Annotated in this window: 19 protein-coding genes; 5 read left to right on the plus strand and 14 right to left on the minus strand. The window is 53.4% G+C overall.

The annotated features are described in order from the left end of the window. Nucleotides 1–67 precede the first annotated feature (67 nt). A complete protein-coding gene (gene ttcA, locus AADB16_RS09700) occupies nt 68–988 on the plus strand; it encodes a tRNA 2-thiocytidine(32) synthetase TtcA (RefSeq protein WP_410802935.1) in 921 nt (306 codons plus the stop codon). A gap of 44 nt (nt 989–1,032) precedes the next feature. Here ttcA and AADB16_RS09705 read toward each other — a convergent pair whose 3' ends face one another. The 11 genes from AADB16_RS09705 to AADB16_RS09755 form a co-directional block, all read right to left on the minus strand. Then, nucleotides 1,033–1,722, minus strand: a complete 690-nt coding sequence (locus AADB16_RS09705) for a sulfite exporter TauE/SafE family protein (RefSeq protein ID WP_410802937.1) — start codon at nt 1,720–1,722, stop codon at nt 1,033–1,035. Continuing rightward, nucleotides 1,719–1,973: a cbb3-type cytochrome oxidase assembly protein CcoS gene (gene ccoS, locus AADB16_RS09710; protein ID WP_309043235.1), complete on the minus strand. Its 255-nt coding sequence runs from the start codon at nt 1,971–1,973 to the stop codon at nt 1,719–1,721. Before ccoS ends, AADB16_RS09705 begins: the two co-directional genes overlap by 4 nt. A 37-nt stretch (nt 1,974–2,010) precedes the next feature. Continuing rightward, a complete protein-coding gene (locus AADB16_RS09715; protein ID WP_410802939.1) occupies nt 2,011–4,461 on the minus strand; it encodes a heavy metal translocating P-type ATPase in 2,451 nt (816 codons plus the stop codon). Beyond that, nucleotides 4,458–4,973, minus strand: a complete 516-nt coding sequence (locus tag AADB16_RS09720) for a FixH family protein (protein WP_309043237.1) — start codon at nt 4,971–4,973, stop codon at nt 4,458–4,460. Before AADB16_RS09720 ends, AADB16_RS09715 begins: the two co-directional genes overlap by 4 nt. A gap of 49 nt (nt 4,974–5,022) precedes the next feature. Next, nucleotides 5,023–6,453: a cytochrome c oxidase accessory protein CcoG gene (ccoG, locus tag AADB16_RS09725; RefSeq protein WP_410802941.1), complete on the minus strand. Its 1,431-nt coding sequence runs from the start codon at nt 6,451–6,453 to the stop codon at nt 5,023–5,025. Between the two features lie 135 nt (nt 6,454–6,588). Continuing rightward, entirely contained in the window at nt 6,589–7,479 is an 891-nt protein-coding gene (ccoP, locus tag AADB16_RS09730; protein ID WP_410802943.1) for a cytochrome-c oxidase, cbb3-type subunit III, read from the minus strand. After that, nucleotides 7,476–7,661, minus strand: coding sequence for a cbb3-type cytochrome oxidase subunit 3 (locus AADB16_RS09735; protein ID WP_298447662.1), 186 nt, complete (start codon nt 7,659–7,661; stop codon nt 7,476–7,478). Before AADB16_RS09735 ends, ccoP begins: the two co-directional genes overlap by 4 nt. Nucleotides 7,662–7,665: 4 nt before the next feature. Next, on the minus strand, nt 7,666–8,274 hold the full coding sequence (gene ccoO / locus AADB16_RS09740; RefSeq protein ID WP_309043240.1) for a cytochrome-c oxidase, cbb3-type subunit II: 609 nt from the start codon (nt 8,272–8,274) through the stop codon (nt 7,666–7,668). A 14-nt stretch (nt 8,275–8,288) separates the two neighbouring features. After that, on the minus strand, nt 8,289–9,719 hold the full coding sequence (ccoN, locus tag AADB16_RS09745) for a cytochrome-c oxidase, cbb3-type subunit I (protein ID WP_298447659.1): 1,431 nt from the start codon (nt 9,717–9,719) through the stop codon (nt 8,289–8,291). A gap of 241 nt (nt 9,720–9,960) precedes the next feature. Next, nucleotides 9,961–11,787, minus strand: coding sequence for a diguanylate cyclase (locus AADB16_RS09750; RefSeq protein ID WP_309043241.1), 1,827 nt, complete (start codon nt 11,785–11,787; stop codon nt 9,961–9,963). Nucleotides 11,788–11,913: 126 nt separating this feature from the next. Further along, complete coding sequence (locus tag AADB16_RS09755; RefSeq protein WP_298447655.1) at nt 11,914–12,204, minus strand: antibiotic biosynthesis monooxygenase family protein; 291 nt, start codon at nt 12,202–12,204, stop codon at nt 11,914–11,916. Between the two features lie 84 nt (nt 12,205–12,288). On the opposite strand from AADB16_RS09755, the gene tusA reads away from it, so the two are divergent. After that, a complete protein-coding gene (gene tusA, locus AADB16_RS09760) occupies nt 12,289–12,528 on the plus strand; it encodes a sulfurtransferase TusA (protein ID WP_309043242.1) in 240 nt (79 codons plus the stop codon). 36 nt (nt 12,529–12,564) lie between these two features. On the opposite strand, the gene dsbD is transcribed toward tusA, so the two are convergent. Next, the gene (gene dsbD / locus AADB16_RS09765) at nt 12,565–14,460 is read right to left on the minus strand and encodes a protein-disulfide reductase DsbD (RefSeq protein ID WP_410802945.1); all 1,896 of its coding nucleotides are present in this window, start codon (nt 14,458–14,460) and stop codon (nt 12,565–12,567) included. A gap of 160 nt (nt 14,461–14,620) precedes the next feature. Between dsbD and AADB16_RS09770 the strand changes: the two genes are divergently transcribed. The 3 genes from AADB16_RS09770 to pdxB are packed head-to-tail and all read left to right on the plus strand — an operon-like array spanning nt 14,621 to nt 17,667. Continuing rightward, on the plus strand, nt 14,621–15,202 hold the full coding sequence (locus AADB16_RS09770) for an elongation factor P hydroxylase (protein WP_410802947.1): 582 nt from the start codon (nt 14,621–14,623) through the stop codon (nt 15,200–15,202). A gap of 6 nt (nt 15,203–15,208) precedes the next feature. Continuing rightward, on the plus strand, nt 15,209–16,498 hold the full coding sequence (locus tag AADB16_RS09775; protein WP_410802949.1) for a DEAD/DEAH box helicase: 1,290 nt from the start codon (nt 15,209–15,211) through the stop codon (nt 16,496–16,498). 17 nt (nt 16,499–16,515) lie between these two features. Further along, nucleotides 16,516–17,667, plus strand: a complete 1,152-nt coding sequence (gene pdxB / locus AADB16_RS09780) for a 4-phosphoerythronate dehydrogenase PdxB (protein ID WP_410802951.1) — start codon at nt 16,516–16,518, stop codon at nt 17,665–17,667. 26 nt (nt 17,668–17,693) lie between these two features. Here the strand turns inward: pdxB and AADB16_RS09785 are convergent, their stop codons facing one another. Beyond that, nucleotides 17,694–18,155, minus strand: coding sequence for a hypothetical protein (locus AADB16_RS09785; RefSeq protein ID WP_410802952.1), 462 nt, complete (start codon nt 18,153–18,155; stop codon nt 17,694–17,696). Nucleotides 18,156–18,181: 26 nt separating this feature from the next. After that, the gene (locus AADB16_RS09790; RefSeq protein ID WP_309043248.1) at nt 18,182–19,396 is read right to left on the minus strand and encodes a pyridoxal phosphate-dependent aminotransferase; all 1,215 of its coding nucleotides are present in this window, start codon (nt 19,394–19,396) and stop codon (nt 18,182–18,184) included. Nucleotides 19,397–19,538: the final 142 nt, after the last annotated feature.

A 19,538-nucleotide genomic window follows, 5' to 3' on the forward strand; every position in this document is an offset into this window, starting at 1 on the left:
TAGCCTGTCCCTGGTAGAAGTGGATGCGTATAATCTCACGATCATTTTCCCACTGAACACAATTGATATGCCCGAAGCGATGAGTGACAGCCCCGAACAGAATTATAGTTCAGTATACGAACGTACTATTAAACTGGAGCAGAATAAACTGCAGAAACGCCTGCGCCGGGATGTTGGTCAGGCCATTTCAGACTTCTCGATGATCGAAGCAGGCGACAAGGTAATGTGTTGCCTTTCAGGTGGCAAGGACTCTTATGCCATGCTGGACATACTTCTCAATTTGAAGAAAAGCGCGCCAGTGTCGTTTGAGCTGATTGCTGTCAACCTGGATCAGAAGCAGCCGGGGTTCCCGGAAGAGGTTTTACCGCGCTATCTGGCCGAAATGGACATCGAATATCACATCATTGAACGAGATACCTACAGTATTGTCACTGACAAGGTAGCAGAGGGCAAAACAACGTGCGGCCTATGTTCACGACTAAGGCGAGGCATTCTCTACAACTTCGCTGAGGAGCAGGGGGTCACCAAGATTGCCCTGGGCCATCACCGCGATGATCTTCTCGAGACCCTGTTTCTGAATATGTTTTATGGCGGCAAGCTTAAAACCATGCCGCCGGTGCTGCACAGTGACGATGGCCGGAATACAGTGATTCGCCCCCTGGCATACTGCCGCGAGAAAGATATTGCCCGGTACGCGGAGCTTAGGGAGTACCCGATTATTCCCTGCAACCTCTGCGGTTCTCAGGAAAATCTGCAGCGTCAGGTCATCAAGGAAATGTTCCAGCACTGGGACAAGCAACATCCTGGCCGGCTTGAGTCGATGTTCCGGGCCTTATGCAATGTTGAGCCATCACACCTCGCTGACCCTAACCTCTATGATTTTCGCGAGGGTAAACGCTTGGGGGGCAAGCGCCAGGCTGTCCAGACGGCTATGCCGGAACAAGGCCCGGAGCAGAGCTTTGGACGGCTGGACGTTCTGAATATTTAGGTATGGCGGGATGATTGCTTGGAGAGGCACAACGCAGGCCTGGTTCAGTGGCCGGTCAGTGCCAGCAGGGGCAGGGTCCAAAGCCCAAAAATAATCAACAGAGCGCCGGTGAATTTCCGGAATGTCTGATTGCTTTTCAAACCGTTGATCCAGGTAGCCGCATAACCTGCCCCGAGCATCGAGGGCAGGGTGCCCAGCCCAAAAAACACCATGGTAAGTGCTGCCGAACCTATTGTCGGTTGCAAGGCTGCCCAGCCAAGCGTGCTATAGACTAATCCACACGGCAACCAGCCCCAGAGAGCCCCGAGAGCGAGAGCCTGCCCCGCATGATTGATCGGGAGAATCTTGCTGGCAAGAGGCGATAGACGCTTCCAGAGGGGGGCACCAACGCGCTCTACATAACGAATGCCTTGCCACCATTGTCCCATGGAAAGCCCCATGGCAATCAGCAGCAGGCCCGCCGCCGAGCGCAGCAAGATACCCATCTGCGCCCACTGATTTGCAGCTGAGGTACTTAGAAGTGCGATCAGTGCCGCGATCAGTGCGTAGCTTCCTATGCGCCCAAAGTTGTACGCAAGCAATAACATTGATTGCCGAAAGCGGAACCCCTTGCCAACCGGCAGCGCCATGGAGAGAGAAGCGCTGATTCCGCCGCACATGGCAATGCAGTGAGTGCTGCCAAACAGGCCGATGAGAAACGCACTGGGATAACTGAGATACAATTCCGGGCTCATGTTCGGTCAGGCTTGGTCTCGGATTCGCCATCTTCAACCTGAACTTCATTGCTTGGTGAGTCAGCCGCTTTTTGCTGTTTGTCCGTGCGGGCTTCCTCCGGGATCATATCTATATCGTCATCGTACAGAATGCGGTGTGCAGGCCCCTCCAGATCATCGTATTGACCATTTTTGACGGCCCAGGAAAATAGAAAAATGCCCATCACCACGAGAATCAGCATGATCGGAATCAGGAACACTACGACTTCCACGGGATAAACCTCATATTAAAACCAGATGTTCACGGTATCAGGGCGCAACCTGTGCGCCAACTTGTAATGTTCCGGGACGAGTTTTGGCCCGAGTCTGTTTGCCGAGGCGTAATGCGTTCAATACGACAATCAGGGAGCTAATCGACATTCCAATTGCTGCCAGCCAGGGTGGAACCAGGCCTGCTGCTGCCAGAGGCAACGCACTGACGTTGTAGATGAGTGCCCATGCCATATTTTGCCGAATGATCTTTCGGGTGCGGCGGCTGGTATCCAGCGCCTCTACAAGTTGCATTAGTTGGCCATTGAGCAGGACAGCATCTGCTTTCAGTTGCGTAAGATCCGCTGCAGTGCCCATGGCAACCGATATACCTGCGCCAGCCATAGAGGGTAGGTCGTTGAGGCCGTCACCAACCATCATCACCTGATGGCCTTCTGCTTTGAGCTTTTGCAGAACCTCAAGCTTTTGTTCTGGCGATGCCTGGCCAATTGCCTCATCGATTCCCAACATGTCCGCTATCTCGCGCACATGGCCGGAACGATCTCCGCTCAACAATAACGTGCGAATACCTGCATTCTGCAACGCTTTGACAGCTTGGGCCGCATCCTCCCGGGGCTGGTCATCAAGCCAGAAGCTTGCAAGCCATTCGGTATCGGAGGCCAGCCAGATTTCCATGCCTGTGTGGGGCTCTGATTCCGGTTCTGGCGCGTTCAGATGTTCCGCCACGAAGGCCTTGTGCCCAATAAAAAACGTGTGATCACCCAAACGCCCGGTTAGGCCACCACCCAAATGGTTGGTGACCTCTTCGATGGCTGCAGATGGCCGGTTGTGAAATACCTGTGCAATAGGGTGTTCAGAATGTTGCTCAAGACCGGAAGCCAGGCGCAGGCATGTATCTTTGCTTTTGCTTCCTGTAATGCGGGTATCAATCAGGCTCAATCTGCCTCGGGTCAGCGTGCCGGTTTTGTCGAAGATTACCGTGTCTATGGTATTCATGGACTCAAGTGCATGGCCGCGGGTGGGAAGGAAGCCCAGCCGCCGCAGTTTGACCGTGGCAGAGGTAATCGCAGTCGGCGTTGCCAGCGACAGTGCGCAGGGGCAAGTCACTACAAGTACGGAGAGAGTGATATCGAAAGCATTGTCTGCTCCTGCCCACCACCATCCGATCCAGACTACAGGGGCAAGAATTAGCACGCGCCCAACAAACTTGCCTGCTATGCGGTCTGCCATACGGGCGACAGGTGGCTTTTCGGATTGCACCCGGTCGAGTATCCGAAGAATGCCGGATAGTCGTGTTTGAGCCCCGGACTTCTCAACTTGAATATCCAGCGGGTTTTCGCCATTCACGCTACCCGCATGCACTCTGTTGCCAGGAACCCGGGTTTCCGGCAAATACTCACCAGTGAGTGCGGACTCATTGAGCGTGGACTGGCCGCGCAGAATTACCCCATCTACTGGCAGTGTTTCTCCAGGCCGGATACGAACCACGTCGCCGGGTTTTACCTGGTGGGCGGGTACAACTTCCGTTTCCTCGCCGGTCACCTTGGTTGCTACTGTTGGGTTGAAGCCAGCCAAGGCATTACCAGTAAGTCCCGCGCGGTATCTTGCCTGAGCTTCAATGTAGCGTCCGAGCAGCAGGAAAAAGGTAAACATACAGACAGATTCAAAATAGACCTCTTCACCGCCCATTACGGTTACCCAGGCACTCGCCAGGTATGCAAGGCCTATAGCAATGGCCACAGGTACATCCATGGTCAGATGTCGGGTCTTTATATCCCTGAACGCATTGCGGAAAAACGAATCGGCGCTGTAGAAAACAACGGGCGTCGCCACCAATAAACCAAACCACCGGAAAAAGGACACAAGCTCAGGTGACAGGTCGCTGACCAGCTCAAAGTAGAGTGGGAAAGCGAGCATCATGCTTTGGAAGGTGCCCATGCCCGCGACAGCCAAGCGAATCAGCATGGAGCGATTTTCTGCTTTGAGTTGATCCTCTACTTCATCTGATTGATAGGGGCGGGCGGTGTAGCCGAGCTCATGTATAGCGATCAACAGATCGCTCAGTGCGGCTTGGTTCTGAGCCCAGTTGAGGCGTGCTCGTTGCGTGGTGTGGTTTACGGAGAAAGAAATCACACCAGGCTGCTTTTTCATGTGGTTTTCAAGCAGCCATATGCACGCGGCACAAGTGATGCCACCGATTAAAAGCTGGGCCTCCTGCCCACCCTTAACGGGAGATACAAAGGCTTGCTGAACCAGCGGGTGGTCCAGCTCTCTGAGTCTGTCGAGTTCGGCGGCTGTTAATTGGCGCGGTGTAATAGCGGTGTGCGTGCGGAGCTGATAAAAGCCTGTGAGGCCTTCAGTGTGAATGGTTTCACACACCGCCTTGCAACCGTGGCAACAGAAAAAACGTGTTTGGCCATCAAGCTCAAGAGTAATACGCGGCTCGCCGTCAGCCGGCTCGCCACAATGGAAGCAATCCACAGGGGTCACCCTTGGGCGGATCCTTTCGGGCCCATATGCAAGTTGCTGTCGGTCGGTAACCAGGCCTCGCCTTTAAGGCGCCAGTGGTTATTCGGGCCGCGTAGCTCGTAGTACCAACGGCCGTTAATGTCATCCAGCATATTGCCCGTATAGTGGCCATTACCGTCACTACGGAACTGGATCGTACGGTCTTTTTCGGAAAGCGTTGGGTGAAACAGGTTGAGTATCAGATAAGGGAAGTCTGCAGGACCTTGTAGCGTGTTTACATGCATCAGGATACTGCGATCTTCGAACGAAATATCAGCGTTGAGCCCCATATCTGCCGCTGCTTGGTCACGGGCAATCTCGAGGTTAATGCCGCGCCCCTCTTTAGAGTAGTCGTCAGACACCATCGTATCTTTCATGTTCGACGCTACAGCGAGCATGATCATGCTAACGGTAATAGCACATAATGGTGCAATGGTCAGAAACCAGAACCAGGGCTGGCGATACCAGGGTGCTACGGATACTTCTTGATTCATAATGCTCAGTCTCGTCTGTTTACAGGTTGCCAACGGTGATCGCTGTGGATCACTGGGTTGGACCGACAAATCGGCTTTCGGTTTCCAGCTTCAGTGAAGCATCCGTTTCAGACTGTGCATGGAAGATGATTTCATTATTCGATTGTGGAATCGACTCTGGTGGCACATCGACAACCGTCGGCAACGATCGGTTTTCTCCGCTGTCTACGGTTACCTGGGTTTGTGTGAGAATACGAATGCCGTCCATGCCTTGTACCGACAGGCTGAATGTCTGGGGCAATTCCGACATATTTACTATTTTCAGCGTGTAGGAGTTTTCAATTCGGCCTTCACCATTAAAACTGAATAGTGCACCCCGATCCCGCAGCACATCCATCTGTGCAGGTACACGAGTGGCGATGACGAACACGATAGCTCCGATCATCGCGGTCAAAACTGCACCGTAACCAAACGTACGGGGCCGAAGCAGTTTTGAAGGCTTTCCTTCAAGTTCATTCTCAGTGGTGTAACGAATCAGCCCGCGAGGGTAGTCCATCTTGTCCATGATTTCATCACAGGCGTCGATGCAGAGTGCACAGCCGATGCACTCGTATTGAAGGCCATCACGAATATCAATTCCTGTGGGGCACACGTGCACACACTGCCCGCAATCAATACAGTCTCCAAGACCAACTTCGTCTGGCTTTGCGTCCTTTTTGCGGCCGCCGCGAGGCTCGCCGCGATTTGGATCGTAGGAAACGATGCGGGTATTTGGGTCGAACATAACGGACTGGAAGCGAGCGTACGGGCACATGTACAGGCAAACTTGCTCCCGCATCCAACCGGCGTTGATGTACGTGGCCGCGGTGAAGAAGGCCACCCAGAAGTACGCCCAGCCATTCGCCTGAAGGGTGAAAATATCGGAAATGAGTTCGCGAATCGGGTAGAAGTAACCGACAAATGTTAGCCCGGTCAGCAAGGCAATAATCAGCCAAACAGTATGTTTTGCTGATTTTTTGAACATTTTTTCCCCTGAGTTGGGTGCTTTGTCGAGCTTCATGCGCTTGTTGCGGCTGCCCTCTATACGCTCCTCAACCCACATAAAGATGAACGTCCACACCGTTTGCGGGCAGGTGTAACCACACCAGACCCGGCCAAAGAGCGTGGTTATGAAGAACAGACCAAAGGCACTGATAATCAGCATGCCTGAAAGTAAAAAGAAGTCTTTAGGGTAGAACGTCGCGCCGTAGAGATGGAATTCCCGGGCCGGCAGGTCGAAGTGGATAAGCGGGTTGCCGTCCAAAGTTAACCATACGAACAGGAAGTACATACTCATGAGTAGCAGCAGGCTGACAGTGCGGATGCGCTGGAACAGACCGGTTACTTCTTTGACGTAGATTTTCTTGCGACTGGCGTAGAGCTCTACTGTTTTTGTGTTTTGTGTGTCGCCCGAAGGTTCTGAGGAGGGGTCGATCTGTTTGACCGGGATTTCGTTACTCATGAGTACCTCCAGATGGAGTCGTAAAGCGGGCGCAATGCCTTTTCAGGGGCTGGTGCTGATCTTTTCAAGCCTGTGCCCGCAAGAGCAGACACAGGGTTGAACAGACCAAGCCGGGTCAAAGACCCGGCAGGAACGTCAATTTGAAAGGCTGTAAACGTAAGCAGCCAGGATCTGGATCTGATCGCTGGACAAGCGACCGCTTTGGGCGGGCATCTCGTTTTGGCGACCGTGCAGAACCGTCTCTTTGATCCACTCGTAGTTGGAGCCGTACAGCCAGATGTTATCTGTCAGATTCGGCGCGCCAAGGGCTTGCATGCCCTTTCCGTCTGCTCCGTGGCAGGCAGCGCAGGCTTGTGCAAATACAGCTTCACCCGCCTCTGCAGCGGCTGCATCCTTTTCACGACCACTGAAGCTCAGTACATAGTTAACCACTTGGTCAACCTGAGCCGCGTTCATGTTCGGCATGACGCCTTTCGCTGGCATGTTACCCATGCGGCCGTTGCGCAAAGTCTCCAGAATGGCGTCAGGTGTGCCACCCCACAGCCAGTCGTCATCAGTCAGGTTTGGAAAGCCAACCTGGCCTCGAGCGGCGGAGCCGTGGCAGACAGCACAGTTGTTGGCAAACAGGCGCTGACCAATTTTTAGTGCGTCTTCGTCTTTCGCCAGCTCTAGTACCGGGGTTTGACCATATTGGGCATAGATTTCGCCGTATTTTTCATCAGCACTCGCAACTTCGGCTTCCCACTGATTAACAGCTGTCCAGCCTAGCAAACCCTTGAAGTTACCCAGACCCGGATAGAGTGCGAGATAGCCCAATGCGAAGATGCATGTGGCCACATACAGATAGAACCACCATTTTGGCAGCGGGTTATCATATTCTTCGATGCCATCGAAAGAGTGGCCGGTAGTGCGTTCGGTTTCTGAATCGGATACCTGGCTCTTACGTGTTGCAAGTAAAAGCCACCAGCAGCCAAAAACTGTACCGAGCACGATCACTGTGACCCAGATGCTCCAGAAGGTACTCATTGTTTTTTCTCCGTTTTTTCCTGTTCAAGAGTACGCTTTTCCACCTCGTCATCATCGAACGGCAGGTGGGCCGCTTCTTCGTTCGCCTTTTTTCGGTGGGCACTGAAAGCCCACCAGATGATGCCGATAAAGACCGCCATCAGTACAAGGGTGTGAACGCCGCGTAACTCGTTAATATCCATCAGATTACCGCTTGTCTGAGAGTACGGTGCCAAGCTGCTGCAGGTATGCGACCAGCGCTTCAATTTCGAACTTGCCTTCAAGCTCGTCGGCTGCACTGGCGATTTGCTCGTCAGTGTAGGGCACGCCCAGAGTCTGCAAAGCGGACAGCTTGGCTGCGGTGCCTTTGTGGTTCACCAGCGTATCGAACAGCCACGGGAAAGCAGGCATGTTTGACTCAGGAACGACGCTGCGGGGGTCCATCAGGTGCTGACGTTGCCAGGCATCTGAATAACGACCGCCAACACGGGCCAGGTCAGGCCCTGTGCGCTTGGAACCCCACAGGAACGGGCGCTCGTACACGAACTCGCCCGCAACGGAGTAGTGGCCGTAGCGCTCGGTTTCAGCGCGGAACGGGCGGATTTGCTGGGTGTGGCAGACGTGACAGCCCTCACGGATGTAGATGTCACGGCCTTCCAGTTCCAGCGCCGATATGGGCTCAAGGCCTTCAATCGGCTCGTTTACTTCTTTCAGAAAAAACAGCGGGAGCACTTCCGCAAGAAAACCACCACTGATGACCAGGATGATGAATACAATCATCAGGCCAATATTCTTTTCTACAATTTCGTGTTTCATCGGGTTTCTCTCCGTTACGCCGCCTGAATTGCTGCATTGTCCTGAGCAACCGCATCTTTCTGGCGCACGGTCATGTAGACGTTATAGGCCATGAACAGCATACCGCTCAGGAAGATGACGCCACCGAGGAAGCGTACAAAGTAGCCTGGGTAGGATGCTTCAAGACTTTCCACAAAGCTGTAGGTAAGAGTGCCGTCGTCGTTGACTGCACGCCACATGAGGCCCTGCATGATGCCGTTTACCCACATAGCAACGATGTACAGAACGGTGCCAACAGTTGCCAGCCAGAAGTGCACGTTAATCAAGCTGGTGCTGTACATTTCCTTGAGGCCCCATACTTTCGGGATCAAGTGATAAATTGCACCAATACTGATCATGGCAACCCAGCCGAGGGCACCGGAGTGCACGTGGCCAATGGTCCAGTCCGTGTTGTGGGACAGTGCGTTCACAGTCTTGATAGACATCATCGGGCCTTCAAAGGTGGACATGCCGTAGAACGACAGGGAAACCACCAGGAAACGCAGGATAGGGTCAGTACGCAGTTTGTGCCATGCACCGGATAGGGTCATCATGCCGTTGATCATGCCACCCCAGGACGGAGCAAGCAGGATCAGAGACATCACCATGCTGGCAGTCTGGGCCCAATCTGGAAGGGCAGAATAGTGAAGATGGTGGCCGCCGGCCCATACGTAGGTCGCAATAAGCGCCCAGAAGTGAACGATGGATAAGCGGTAGGAATAAACGGGACGTCCAGCCTGCTTGGGAACGAAGTAATACATCATGCCCAGGAAGCCTGCGGTCAGGAAAAAGCCTACTGCGTTATGACCGTACCACCACTGCATCATAGCGTCGGTTACACCGGCATATGCTGAGTAGGATTTAAATGCACTGACAGGCAGCGCCATGTTGTTTCCAATGTGGAGTACGGCGATGGTAAGGATAAACCCACCGTAGAACCAGTTGGCAACATAAATGTGAGGCGTGCTGCGCTTTGTAATAGTACCAAAAAACACTACGGCGTAAGTAACCCAGACTATCGCAATCGCGATATCAATAGGCCACTCCAGTTCTGCGTATTCTTTAGTGCTGGTGTAGCCCATCGGCAAAGTGATGGCTGCTGCGACAATAATTGCGGTCCAGCCCCAGAAGGTAAAGGCGGCGAGTTTGTCTGAAATCAGGCGAGCCTGACAGGTGCGCTGCACAACGTAATAGGATGTCGCGAACAGGGCACTGCCACCAAAGCCGAAGATAACGGCGTTAGTATGCAGCGGTCGCAGGCGACCGAAGTGAGTCCATGGCAGATCGAGGTTGAGGGATGGCCAGACCAGTTGTGCTGCAATCAACACGCCCAGCGCCATGCCTACAATACCCCACACTACTGTCATGATGGCGAACTGTCTCACCACCTTATAGTTATATGTCAGGTTCGGATTTTGTGTGCTCATAGCCTTACCAATGGGTTCAGAGAGGGAAATTATGCGGGCGCAAGTATGGAGAAAGCATTAGCTGTTTGCAATGACGCGGGTCAACTCCTGATATCTGTCAAATGCACCCGAAACAGCAGCATGGCGCCTTTCCCATGCGCTCATGCCTGCCGTTTCAATATGATAGCGCCCGAAGCGAGCAAGTTGAACTCGTCAAAATTGACTAAGGACAAAAAAACGGTGTGAAGCGACATAAAATACGTCAAACGTCAGCTAGCACTACCTGGTCTCGACCGCGGGCTTTGGCTTTGTACAAAGCGCGGTCGGCCCGTGCGAACAATGTCTGCTTATCTTCGTCCGGTAATAGTGTCGCAATGCCTGCGCTGAGAGTAAGTTGGGCGAGGTTTCCGCCGGGAGCCTCTATCTCGGTGGTGCGTAAGTCTTCAAGTATAGCGTCGCATACTCTTTTAGCGCCTTCGGTGTCGGTGCCCGGTAACAGTAGTGCAAACTCTTCACCACCAAACCGGACGGCAATGTCCCGTGGCCGCTTCACATGGCGGCTTAAAATGCCGGCTATTTGCTGTAGCCATATGTCGCCAAAGCCGTGGCCCCATGTGTCGTTGATGGATTTGAAGTGATCGGCGTCGAGTAGGGCGACGGTTAGCGGTTGCCCGGTTCTGCGCGCCTCAGCACACAGTTCAGCCAGAATGTTGTCCATATGGCGACGGTTAAAAAGCCCGGTAAGGGAGTCGTTGAGGCTAAGAGCGGCGAGTTTTCGGTTGGCTTTCTCCAGCTCTCGCATTGTGGAACGCAACTGGGCAGTGCGCTCGTGCACTTTGTGCTCCAGGTCTGTTCGGGCTTCTTGCTCTACTTTCAGCAGTTTATCGTTCAGAAGACGCCAGCGCTGAACCATGGCGTAGTTAAGCAAAATGACCTGACCACCGATGGCGATTTGCATCAGTGATTCTCGCGCTAAAAAGTCTGCAAGATAACCGAATGCTGCACCAGCATAAGCCAAAGCACCGCCTGCCATGATTGCCCAAGCCAGAACATACCACTTTGCTGGTTGATAACCTTGACGCCAACGGCTTATAGCAATAATTGAAAGAACAAAGATGATGGCCAGCCCGAGAGCGGTGTTGTACAGAATGGTTTCGGTGTATGGGAGTATGAGTGTCAACCCAGTAAACGCCGCGCAAATCCAGATGATGACTTTCAGGGTTTTGTCAGCACGTGTGCCTTGCTCTACTTCGAGGAATGAGCGGCCAAAGAGAGACATCGCCAAAGCGCAGAGTACCAGCGTGAGGGGAATGGATATGCTCGCAAACTGGGGGCTCTCGGGCCAGAAATACTGATTGGCAAAACCACCCATGGTAAACAGGAAAAGGCCCATGGCGACCATATAAAGTGCGTTATGAAAGTAATAGGCGGTGCGGGAACTGATAAAGAGCAGAAGGTTAAAAGCCGCAAGCACCAGAATGGCGCCGTAAAACAGCCCGTGGGTCACAGATAGGTGGTTGCTTGAGGCAATGAGCTCTCTCGGAGATTCCAGCCTCAAGGGGATGTTCAGCGCGCCACTGCTGTGCACTCGAAGTGTAATCGTGCGGGTTTCACCCCTGTCGAGTTTTATAGGAAAAAGGAAATATCGGTAGTCTATGGCCCTTGAGCCGAATCGGTGCTGGTCGCCAGTGACCAGGACGTCCCTGGAGTTGTTGCTCCACCAGTAGGTGACTTCGTCAAGCAAAGGATAGTTGAGGTTGAGATACCATAGCCCGCGCTCGCTGCCGCTATTTCGAATGTTCAGGCGAATCCAGTACACTGACCGGGTTTGAGTAAATGTCAGGTCGTGTCCGCGAGAGGGGGTCCACTCAAGGTTCTTTGGCAGTTCGTCAGGGCGCCTTGCGGAGTGCGCTGGCTCACCGGGAGAAGCTTGGTAATAGCAAACATAATGCATCAACGAGCTGCGTGCATAAACATCGTTGGCGTCTATCGCTGGGCACTGGGAGGCATGGGCAGCCATATTCGCAATAGCGAATGCCGGAACTAGGCTGCAGAGCAGAAAAACGATAAAGCGCGCTACGAGTGACATCAGCATTTCCCGAGAGCCTTGGCTTGGGGCAGAGCCTTGGAACTCGGAAGTGTAGCGAAAATGCAGAATCAGTGTTGTAAAACAGTTTGAAATTCTGCAAGCCGTCACAGGCTTTGCCCGGACGGATTAAACGCCGCTCTGTGCAAGTACCGTTATAGCTTCATCTTTGTCCATCATTGGCACTAGTTCTGCCATCAGGTTGCGGCGGTCGTCTGAAAGATACCAACGGTTCCAGTCCGCTTCAGAGCGCCAGTTTGCAAGGGTGATCCGGTGGTTGGGATCGTTTTTATCGACCAGTGTTTCCCCGGAAATAAACCCCGGTGCTGCCACAGCACGTTGCAGAACTTTGCGGGAGCGCTCTTCATAGGCAGTTTCAAGTGACTCAGCAATATGGCGTTCGATCAGAACCCGGATCATGCAAACCTCCAGATGTTTTAATGGTATAAACAGTAATTTAGCACGTATTTCTGAAAAATCAGATCATCCAGAAGGAGACATTTTGTGAGTGCTACCGATTTTGATGCCGAACTGGATGCCAGCGGCCTGTTTTGTCCTGAACCAGTGATGATGCTTCACACTGGCATCAATAATGTTGAACCTGGAAAGGTTTTGCGGGTGATAGCAACAGACCCATCAACGACCCGTGATATACCGCGGTTTTGTCAGTTTTTAGGACATGAGCTGATCAGTCATACAGAGCAGGAAGACCAGTTTGTTTACTTCATTCGCCGAGGCGAATAATGCCCGTAACGTCATCCTGCTGTGGTGCTTGAGTGGTCAAATAGAGGGCGTCAGCCCATTGAGGTGATCGAGGAACTGGCTGCGGTTCATTTCACCCAGCACTCTCTGTGGTTTCATTTCACCGCCGCTGCTATCGTAAAACAGTATCGCCGGTGGCCCGAACAGCCCTAGTTCGTCCAGCATGGCCTGTTGAGCAGGTGTGTTGTCCGTCATGTCAATTTGTAGCAGCGTAAAAGGCTTGAGCGAGTTAATGACAGTCCCGTCGCTAAATACGTTGCGCTCCATTACTTTGCATGAAATGCACCAGTCGGCGTAGAAGTCCAGCATTACAGGGCGACCTTCCTGTTGGGCTTGCAGGAGCATCGCTTCAATATCGGCGGGCGCTTCTACCCGGGTAAAGCCCGCGTGGCTAATGTCGTTGCCAGCTGTGTCACCTGGGTTCCCGCTGAAAGGCGCTTTGGCGATGAACGGGTCCAGTGGTGCAAGGGGGTTATTGGCACCGGCAATGGCGCCGGCCAGCAATGCCAGGCCATAAGCGAAAAAGATCAGCCCCAGACCTTTGCGGGTCCGTTCCCAGCCAGCCTTTGCGGCGTCAAAAGCCCCCAGCTGTACGCCGGTTATAGCAATCAGCATTCCCCATAAAGTGAGCCCAACCCACCCTGGAACCAGGCGCTCAATCAGCCAGATCGCGACGGCAATCAGCATCACACCATAGAAGTGTTTGACGGTGGTCATCCAGTGCCCGGTGCTTGGCAGAAGCTTGCGCCCACCAACCGCTACCAGAATGAGTGGGATCCCCATGCCCAGCCCTAGAGCAAAAAGAGCAATGCCACCGATTACTGCATCCTGTGTTGTTGAGATGTAAAGGAGGCTGCCTGCAAGGGGTGCAGACACGCAGGGCGATACAATAAGAGCAGAGAGCGCGCCTATGCCGAAAATGCTGATCACCCGGCCACCTGTGAGGCGCTGGCTGGCATTGTTTAATGAATCGCGGATGGCGCGCGGCAGCTGAATTTCAAACAGATCAAACATCGACAGCGCAAAAACCACGAACATCACCGCAAACACACCGAGCACCCAGGGCGACTGGAGCTGCGCCTGCAGGTTGAAGCTGGCTCCAAGTAATCCTGTAAGCACTCCGGCGCCAGCATAGGTTAGCGCCATGCCCAGCACGTAGCTGCTGGCAAGCAGAATTGCCTGGCCAGTCGTGCGGGTGTTTTGTCCGGACACTAGTGAGGAAATGATCGGAACCATTGGCAGTACGCAAGGGGTAAAGGTTAGCCCAAGCCCGAGCAGCAGAAATACGCCAGCTATAACCAGCGTCGACTGCTCCGAGAGAAAGCCCGCAAGCCCGGTTGCCGAGCTGGTGTCCGTTTTTATCTTTGTAGGCGCAGCTGAGCCCGTGGCCCCTTGTGCTCCGGCAGCGTCACTGCTTTGATAAAAGAGCACTTCGCGGGTCTGCGGTGGATAGCATAATCCTGCTTCTGCACAGCCCTGATAGGTTACCTCGAAGCGGGCTTCCCGGGCATTGTCTGGCAGAGTGACGTGAACCCGGGCTTCAACGGGATCAAAGAAGACAGTGGTCTTCCCGAAAAACTCGTCTTCTGTTTCTGTGCCGGGGCTGGAATATTGAGGGACGCCCGCACTGACACCTTCACTCAGCGATTTAATGCTGACGCGATCCTTGTAGAGATAGTGCCCGGGTGTGATGTCCCAGAGGAGCAGCACTGCGTCACCTTCTATGGAGTGGCTGAAGGGAAGGGCTTCATCTACCGGAAGAAACTGGTTGCTCTGGCCGCCAAACAGGGAGTTACCGCCGCCAAATGCCCAGGACGTATTTGTAGCTGTAAACAGCAGGGCGAATACGAGCAGCAAGCTGGCTGGAGAGAGGAGGCGGCGAGCGTTGCCGGAAGTGGAAGATAATACTGTCATGGAGTAAGCAGTTTCCCGGTGAGTGTCATGGCGTACAAGAGAGCTGGCGATACAATAAGGTGCCTGCGCTCCGGTAGTATTTTGCGAGTGAATGGACATAGGGTCCGCAAGAAAGTTCCCTCTGGCATTGGGCGCGTTAAAGTCGCACAATAGCTTCCCAATGAATCACAGCCCAAACGATCTTATCATGTTGTTTAATGACCTGTTCCGGGAGGCATTCCGGACTATTTTGGTCAGAGGCGACAAAGAACCTGAATACCTGCCTGCTGGTGGCACCAGTGAGCTTGCGCGGATTGTTTTTGCTCATGGCTATTATGCCAGTGCTCTGCACGAAATAAGTCACTGGTGCGTCGCAGGTGAGCACCGGCGCACACTTCACGACTATGGTTACTGGTATTGCCCGGACGGCAGGACACCTGCACAGCAGCGGGCATTCGAACAGGTTGAGGTCAAACCACAGGCTATCGAGTGGTTGTTTTCAGTGGCCGCCGGCTCGAATTTTCATATCAGTGTGGATAACCTGTCTGGTGGGGGGGCGTCTGACGAATGCGGTTTCCGTTCCAGGGTGCTTGGCCAGGCCGAGAATTATTTGACGACTGGTCTGCCGCGGCGGGCACAGTCCTTTTTTGATACGTTGAAATCGTTTTATGGAACCGACGATAACTTCAGTACAGCCTGGCGTGATGATGTCCGGCGCGTGGTTCCGCTATATTCTGCAAAAGAACATTATGAGGCAAACTGAGACTCCATGACATCTGATTCAAAGCACACCGGCGATCTGAGATTCAGCGATCTGAATCTGGACAAACGCCTGCTGGACGCCATTGCCGCCATTGGTTTCGAATACTGCACGCCGATTCAGGCGGAAACTCTGCCCTGGACACTGGCGTGCCAGGACTTGATAGGCCAGGCGCAAACAGGAACCGGGAAAACAGCGGCGTTTCTGATTACCGCCATTCAGAGCCTGCTCGAAACGCCAATACCAGAGGGCGATCGCTTTGCATCTGAGCCTCGGGTTCTAGCGCTGGCACCTACGCGCGAACTGGCCATGCAGATTGCCAAGGATGCAGAAGAGTTGTGCAAACACACAGGCCACAACGTCGTTACCGTAGTGGGTGGTATGCATTATGACAAGCAGCGCGAACAGCTGCACAACGGCATTGTTGATATTCTTGTGGCCACCCCGGGTCGCCTGATTGACTTCCTTGGCTCCCAGGACGTATTTCTTGATCAGCTCGACATCCTCATTCTGGATGAGGCAGACCGAATGCTCGACATGGGATTCATTCCTGATGTAAAGCGCATTATCCGCAAGAGCACTCCTAAAGATGAACGTCAAACACTGCTGTTCAGTGCCACTTTCAATCAGGACGTTCTGAACCTGGCGTCTATGTGGACCAATAATGCCGAGTTTGTTGAGATCGAGCCGGAGCAGAAAACTGCCGAGCGGGTCGAACAGACGGTTTACATGGTTGGTGATGACGAAAAACTGCCGGTGTTGGTGAACTATCTCAAGCGTCCTGAGGTTGAAAAGGCTTTGGTTTTTGCCAATCGACGTGACCAGTGCCGGGACCTCGAAGAGGATTTGCGTAACCAGGGCGTTAAAGTTGCTCTTATGTCTGGAGAGATTGCCCAGGCCAAGCGTCTGAAAACTCTGGAACAGTTCAAGGCCGGAAGCATTCAGGTGCTAGTGGCTACGGATGTTGCCGGGCGCGGCATCCATGTGGATGGCGTTACCCATGTGTTCAATTACAACCTGCCGGACAGCGCTGAAGATTACGTGCATCGCATTGGGCGCACTGGCAGGGCCGGAAAGACAGGTGTGTCGGTCAGTTTTGCAGGAGAGGACGACTCATTTGGTCTTCCGGCCATTGAGAAGTACATCGGTCAAAAGCTCAAAACAACCGTTCCGGAAGAAGAGTTGATGGCTGACATGGATAATCCGCCCATTACCCGCAAGCGTGGCCGCAGGCCGTCGCAAGGACAGGGCGGACGCGGGCCGGGTGGTCGTGGTGGCCCCCGCCCACGCAGAAACTGAGGCGGCATGAGCTTATTATGTTGATCGTCGCAGATGAAAACATTCCGCAGTTGGAGGCGTTTTTCGGTGACATAGGTGAGATTCGGCGTGTCTCCGGCCGAACGATGAGTGCCAACGATGTTCGTGATGCAGACATATTGCTGGTTCGGTCGGTTACTCGCGTTAACCGTGAATTGCTCGAAGGCAGTTCTGTTCGCTTTGTCGGAACGGCCACAATTGGAACCGATCACATTGACCTGAGTTGGCTGGAAGAGAATGGCACCCGTTTTTCAGCAGCACCTGGTTGCAACGCTAACAGTGTCGTTGAATATGTGTTGAGTGTTATGTCTCTGTATGCAGAGCGCAAGGTGCTGAATGATTGGTCGCAACTCACAGTTGGGATTGTTGGCGCCGGCAATGTTGGCAATGAGCTTGCGGAAAAGCTGGATCGCCTGGGCTTCAGTGTGAAGCTTTGCGATCCACCCAGAGCAGAGCGCGAAGGAGACCTTGCCTTCGTGAGCCTGGATGAAGTGCTTGCGTGCGATGTCGTCACCCTCCATACACCATTAACTCGAGACTCTGCTCACCCGACCCTGCATTTGATCGGCAAGCGTGAGCTGGATTTGCTGTCTTCCGAGCAGTTGCTGATCAATACCGGGCGCGGTGAAGTAATTGATGGCGCTGCACTGAATGAGCGCCTGAGCCAAGCTAATGCGCCACTGGTCGCGCTTGACGTTTGGGAGGAAGAGCCTAGGGTTGACCAGGAGCTTGTAGGAAAGACTTGGCTAGCGACCCCTCACATTGCCGGCTACAGTCTTGAGGGTAAAGTTCAGGGCACCGAGATGATCTACCAGGCGGTTAGCCGGTTTCTGGGGCTGCCGGCGCGCAAGCAAGCGGGCCAGTTCCTGCCTGAGCCTGCGCTCAGCAAGGTGTCATTTACAAGTGCAGCCGATGAGCAGGCGGCCATTCGCGTAGCGCTGCGAGCCTGCTACGACCCGAGGCAGGACGATGCGCGCCTGCGCCATATCATGGGGCTTCCAACCAGCGAAGAGCGCGGTGCCGCGTTTGACCGCCTGCGGAAGGACTATCCCACACGAAGGGAGTGCTCCAGCCTGAAAGTGCAGCTCAAAGGCACCAGTAAATCCCTTCAGGACAGTTTTCGTGCGATTGGGTTCAAGTTGAAAATCTGATTTGCCCCCTATCAGTCCCAACGGCTTTATTTCTCAGTAAAAAGTGTTGCTCGAACGACATGGCCAATACGTAAGGAGTGACGGCTTTTCAGCACAGTGCGTACAAGATGAATGTGACTGGAGAGGTCTTCTTTTAGAGACGGTGGCAGGGGAGCGCCTGTGAGATTTTCAGGGTCGCCGAACTCCTGCACAAGCGCATCGGGTGCAGGTGCGCTCAAGCGTATGAAGGCTTCCTGGGTGAGAACCGCCTGATCAAGAGCGTCCTGCCGAATAGTATCCACATAGCGAAGAAAACCTTCTTCTGCCAGCCATAATAGCGTGCCAAAGCACGCCATATGGCGTTTGCTATGCAGCCCGAACTCGTCCGGCTGGTCCGCGCCGGCAATATCTTCCACAAACAGGTTTACCCGCCTTGGAAAGGCGTTGTAAAGCTGCACCAAGGCAACAGCTGCGTCTTTGTAGAATTCTTCGATATGGATGTCAGCCATAGATCACTTCTTGCTTGCCTGCCGTTTTACTGTCTGTATTTGCTGAGGAAGTTGCCCAGTCTGGTCATGGCATCCTCCAGCGTGTCTTTCCGGGGCAGGAACACGACCCGGAGATGTTGCTTGTCATCAATATTGAACGCTGAACCCTGGACCAGAAGGATTTTCTCTTGCAGGAGAAGATCCAGAACCAGCTTTTCATCATTTACAACCGGATGTATCTTCGGATCCAGTCGCGGGAACAAGTACAGTGCGCCCTGAGGCTTAACGCAGCTTACACCGGGGATGTCATTGAGCATCCGCCAGGCAGTTTCCCGCTGTTCGTATAGCCTGCCCCCAGGTGCGACCAGATCATTGATTGATTGATAGCCGCCCAGCGCTGTTTGTATCGCTAGCTGCGCAGGTACGTTAGCGCACAGGCGCATGTTGGAAAGCATATCGATGCCTTCAATCAGGTCTTTTGCCAGGTGCTTGGCGCCGCTGATGATCATCCAGCCTGAACGGTAACCGGCAGCCCGATAGTTCTTGGAAAGCCCGTTGTAGGTAAAGAAGAGCACATCATCTGCCAGTGACGCAGTAGAAACGTGTTGCGTACCGTCATAGAGAATCTTGTCGTAGATCTCGTCTGATAGCACGATCAGGTTGTGCTTGCGGGCAAGCTCAATAACTTGCTCCAGCAGTTCCTGACTATAAACCGCACCTGTAGGGTTATTCGGGTTAATCAGCACGATTGCACGGGTGCGGTTTGTTATCTTTTTGCGGATATCGTCGATGTCCGGGAACCAGTTTTGTTCCTCGTCGCAACGGTAGTGCACAGGTTTGCCACTGGAGAGTGTCACGGCGGCTGTCCACAAAGGGTAGTCCGGTGCAGGAATCAGAACTTCATCGCCGGTGTTGAGCATGGCTTGCATGGTCATCACAATCAGTTCGCTGACACCGTTACCCAGAAATATGTCGTCAATATCGACCTTGTCGATGCCTCTTTGCTGGCAGTAGTGCATGACTGCCTTGCGCGCAGAAAACAGGCCTTTTGACTCCACATAACCCTGAGCCTGTTGCATGTTGTAGATCACGTCTTGCTGGATCTCTTCGGGAACATCCAGTTCAAAAGAGGCAGGGTTACCAATATTGAGCTTGAGTACCCGGTGTCCTTCTTCCTCGAGTCTGCGCGCTTCCCGCATAACTACGCCACGTATTTCATAGCACACGTTATCCAGCTTGGCGGATTTGTAGTAGTTCTGCATAAGACCCGGGCTTCCTCAGTCAATAAACGTAAAACAGGCATCTGCCGTAAAGGCAAACCCCTATTCTAGCGGAGGCGAGGCCAACGGCAACAGGGGAATTGTGATGAATTATGGCGGGTTAGCACTATATCGGCTTTATTTC

It is taken from the genome of Marinobacter sp. KMM 10035, from assembly GCF_046537445.1.
GTDB classification, from domain to species: domain Bacteria; phylum Pseudomonadota; class Gammaproteobacteria; order Pseudomonadales; family Oleiphilaceae; genus Marinobacter; species Marinobacter sediminicola.

Excerpts from the sequence above, each read along its gene's own strand:
- AADB16_RS09785 (WP_410802952.1), bottom strand. The coding sequence starts at position 18,155 with ATGGCTGACATCCATATCGAAGAATTCTACAAAGACGCAGCTGTTGCC.
- ccoO (WP_309043240.1), bottom strand. The coding sequence starts at position 8,274 with ATGAAACACGAAATTGTAGAAAAGAATATTGGCCTGATGATTGTATTC.
- AADB16_RS09750 (WP_309043241.1), bottom strand. The coding sequence starts at position 11,787 with ATGTCACTCGTAGCGCGCTTTATCGTTTTTCTGCTCTGCAGCCTAGTT.
- AADB16_RS09735 (WP_298447662.1), bottom strand. The coding sequence starts at position 7,661 with ATGGATATTAACGAGTTACGCGGCGTTCACACCCTTGTACTGATGGCG.
- ccoN (WP_298447659.1), bottom strand. The coding sequence starts at position 9,719 with ATGAGCACACAAAATCCGAACCTGACATATAACTATAAGGTGGTGAGA.
- AADB16_RS09770 (WP_410802947.1), top strand. The coding sequence starts at position 14,621 with ATGAATCACAGCCCAAACGATCTTATCATGTTGTTTAATGACCTGTTC.
- AADB16_RS09705 (WP_410802937.1), bottom strand. The coding sequence starts at position 1,722 with ATGAGCCCGGAATTGTATCTCAGTTATCCCAGTGCGTTTCTCATCGGC.
- ttcA (WP_410802935.1), top strand. The coding sequence starts at position 68 with ATGCCCGAAGCGATGAGTGACAGCCCCGAACAGAATTATAGTTCAGTA.
- AADB16_RS09775 (WP_410802949.1), top strand. The coding sequence starts at position 15,209 with ATGACATCTGATTCAAAGCACACCGGCGATCTGAGATTCAGCGATCTG.
- ccoG (WP_410802941.1), bottom strand. The coding sequence starts at position 6,453 with ATGAGTAACGAAATCCCGGTCAAACAGATCGACCCCTCCTCAGAACCT.
- pdxB (WP_410802951.1), top strand. The coding sequence starts at position 16,516 with ATGTTGATCGTCGCAGATGAAAACATTCCGCAGTTGGAGGCGTTTTTC.
- AADB16_RS09720 (WP_309043237.1), bottom strand. The coding sequence starts at position 4,973 with ATGAATCAAGAAGTATCCGTAGCACCCTGGTATCGCCAGCCCTGGTTC.
- ccoP (WP_410802943.1), bottom strand. The coding sequence starts at position 7,479 with ATGAGTACCTTCTGGAGCATCTGGGTCACAGTGATCGTGCTCGGTACA.
- dsbD (WP_410802945.1), bottom strand. The coding sequence starts at position 14,460 with ATGACAGTATTATCTTCCACTTCCGGCAACGCTCGCCGCCTCCTCTCT.
- AADB16_RS09755 (WP_298447655.1), bottom strand. The coding sequence starts at position 12,204 with ATGATCCGGGTTCTGATCGAACGCCATATTGCTGAGTCACTTGAAACT.
- AADB16_RS09790 (WP_309043248.1), bottom strand. The coding sequence starts at position 19,396 with ATGCAGAACTACTACAAATCCGCCAAGCTGGATAACGTGTGCTATGAA.